3 protein-coding genes are annotated in these 3,029 nt (G+C 39.0%); all 3 read left to right on the top strand.

Going from position 1 to position 3,029, the window contains the following annotated elements:
- The first annotated feature begins 215 nt into the window (after window positions 1-215).
- The 3 genes from hflK (at window position 216) to Q7J67_06840 (ending at window position 2,836) form a co-directional block, all read left to right on the top strand.
- The gene (gene hflK / locus Q7J67_06850) at window positions 216-1,226 is read left to right on the top strand and encodes an FtsH protease activity modulator HflK (GenBank protein MDO9464996.1); all 1,011 of its coding nucleotides are present in this window, start codon (window positions 216-218) and stop codon (window positions 1,224-1,226) included.
- A complete protein-coding gene (hflC, locus tag Q7J67_06845) occupies window positions 1,226-2,188 on the top strand; it encodes a protease modulator HflC (protein MDO9464995.1) in 963 nt (320 codons plus the stop codon). Before hflK ends, hflC begins: the two co-directional genes overlap by 1 nt.
- Before the next feature lie 156 nt (window positions 2,189-2,344).
- On the top strand, window positions 2,345-2,836 hold the full coding sequence (locus tag Q7J67_06840) for a peptidoglycan-binding protein (protein MDO9464994.1): 492 nt from the start codon (window positions 2,345-2,347) through the stop codon (window positions 2,834-2,836).
- Window positions 2,837-3,029: the final 193 nt, after the last annotated feature.

Raw genomic sequence — 3,029 nt, 5'->3', positions numbered from 1 at the left:
AAATGATACTATATATCAATATCAATCAAGCTGGAAAGGAGGTGGCAGAGAGCTTGAATTGTCGTGGCGTTTCTACGTATAAAGTAAAAATGCAAAAAAAGTTGAAAAGATCAACTTTTTATAACTAAACTATAACGTTTTATTGACAAGCCATTATTTGTTGAAGGAAACATATTAGGAGCTATAAAAGCAATAGAGAATAAAAAGGAGGAGTTATGGAATACGGTGGTGGTAGTGGTTCGGATGATCTAGAACGTATGATTAATTTAGGGAAGCAAAAGCTTAGTAAGTTTGGAGGCGTAGTTCCACTTATAGTCGTTGGCCTGTTTATATTGATACTGCTAAAAAGCGCAATCTATTCAATTGGGCCGGATGAGGTTGGCGTTGTGCGGCGCTTTGGCAAATATATTGCTCCGCCAGTCGGATCAGGGTTACATGTAAAGCTGCCATTTGGAATAGACAAGGTAATCCCTGTAAAAGTTGAGCGTATATTTAAACAGGAGTTTGGCGTGAGAACTCTTCGTTCAGGAGTAAGAACCCAATATTCAACCGGTTCTTATCTTGACGAATCTCTGATGCTTACAGGCGATCTCAATATTCTGGATGTGCGCTGGATTGTGCAGTTCAGGGTAAAAGATCCTGTACAACTGCTTTTCAATACCAGAGATCCTGAGGATAACGTTCGTGATATCTCCGAAGTAGTGATGCGGAGGTTTGTAGGTGATTACAGCGTAGATGAGGTTCTCAGCACAAAGAGAGAAGAGATTGATGACCTTGCGCATATTGAGATGCAAAAAATATTGGACAAGTATGAAACAGGGATTCAGATCGTTACTGTGAAACTTCAGGATGTAAATCCTCCTGATGAGGTAAAACCTGCATTTAACGAGGTCAATGAGGCGAAGCAGGAAAAAGAGAGGGTAATCAACCAGGCGCGGCAGGCGTATAACAAGGTTATCCCGCGCGCTAAAGGCGAGGCTGAGAAAACGATACGAGAGGCTGAAGGATATGCTTTGGATAAAATAAACAGGGCAAAAGGAGAAGCAGAGAGATTCTCGACAGTACTAGCAGAATACAAGAAAGCGCCGGATATAACCCAAAAGAGGCTTTACTTGGAGACAATGATGGAGGTTTTACCTAATGCAAAAGAAAAGTATATAATTGACCCGAAGCAGTCTTCAATATTACCGCTGCTTAATCTTGGACAAAAAGGAGGAGTAAAATAATGAAAAAACTTTTGAATGTATTTATTGCCTTAATTATCTTAATAATACTTATAGCTATGAGCGGTGTGATGTATGTTGTGGATGAGACGAAACAAGTTGTGATCACACAGTTCGGCAAACCTGTCGGTAATCCAATTGCAACCGCAGGACTGCACTTTAAAAAACCCTTTATCCAGAAGGCGCGTTACTTTGAGAAACGGCTTCTTGAGTGGGATGGCGATCCAAATCAGATTCCCACCAAGGATAAGAAGTATATCTGGGTTGACGCCACTGCGCGCTGGAAAATTATTGATGCGTTGAAATTTCTGCAGTCAGTGAACAATGAGATGGGAGCTCATAGTAGAATTGATGACATTATCAATTCTGCCGCCCGAGATGCAGTTACAAGTCACCTTCTTGTTGAAACAGTAAGAAATTCCAATCGCATTGTAGACGAGGTGAAAGAAGTGGGGAAAGACGTAATAATTACTGACGAAGCCCTTGAACGCATAGAAGTAGGCCGGAACAAATTAGAGGAGATAATCTTACGCGATGCAAAAGAACTTGCTCCCAAGTATGGCATAGAACTTGTTGATGTGCGAATTAAGCGGATCAATTATGTAGAAGATGTAAGGAGAAAAGTCTATGATCGTATGATTTCCGAGAGGAAGCGTGCTGCTGAACAATATCGCTCTGAAGGGCAGGGTCGCCGCGCTGAAATAGACGGACAGAGAGGAAAGGAACTCAAACTAATTACATCTGAGGCATATAGAACAGCTGAGGGGTTAAAAGGCAAGGCAGATGCTGAAGTAATAGGCATCTATGCCGAGGCATATAACCAGGCACCAGAGTTCTATTCTTTCTTAAAAACTCTGGAGACATATAGAAAGACAATTGATGAGACCAGCACCATAATCCTTACTACTGACAGCGATTATTATAAGTATCTAAAAGGCGTACACGGCACAAAAGCACCAAATTAGAGCGTTAACGTCCCGATAATAATCTATATTATTGAGTTTCCAGTCTCTTCGATAGCTGAAATAATGTTTAGAATTTTGAAAATTATGTTTTTAATCCGGCTTCAATTTTTTATTAGTGCGGTTGTCATTTGGTTAAGATAAGAAAGTGATGAGCAAATGTTATATATAAAAAGCCATTCGATAATTATGATGCTTTTGCTATCCATAATATGTCTTTCATGTGGAGAGTGCGATTTGTTATTGAAAATTTTGCAAAAAGAAATGGCTGAAGAAAAGGAATTATTCGGTGGTATCTATGGATACAATTCCAAAGTTGAAGACCTTCAGGAGATTTTAAAAGAGATTGGATATGACCCAGGCACTATAGATGGAGGATTGGGATTTAGAACCAGGAGCGCGGTAAAAGTGTTTCAAAAAGATTATGGAGTAAAAGTAACTGGATATGTAGATAAGAAAACATGGAAAGTATTGAATAGAATTTACGAAGAGGAGTTTGGCTTTGATTTTAACTTTGATAAAATTAACGTAAGGCAGGTACAATCTGCTTTGCAGAAGGCGGGTTTTAACCCAGGCACTATAGATGGGAAATTAGGACCAAGAACAAAGAGAGAGATAAGAGAGTTTCAAAAGTCACAAGGTTTAACCTAAAATAGTGAAGCTGACACCAAAACCTGGGGAAAGTTAAAAAAATATTTATCTTATCACTACTGTCCCATTATAAGTCAAACAACAACAATTGGTTAGGAGATTCACCGTTTTGAGTTTCATCATTAACATTTGTAAGTAGCTGTAAAACAGGAACTTTCTCAAATAAGGTTATACTTAAAATCTGTAGAATAGT

Source organism: bacterium, assembly GCA_030652805.1.
Taxonomy (GTDB): Bacteria; JAHJDO01; JAHJDO01; order JAHJDO01; family JAHJDO01; genus JAHJDO01.
The sequence above is the reverse complement of the archived record's forward strand: the minus strand, read 5'-3'. Positions and strand labels throughout refer to the sequence as shown.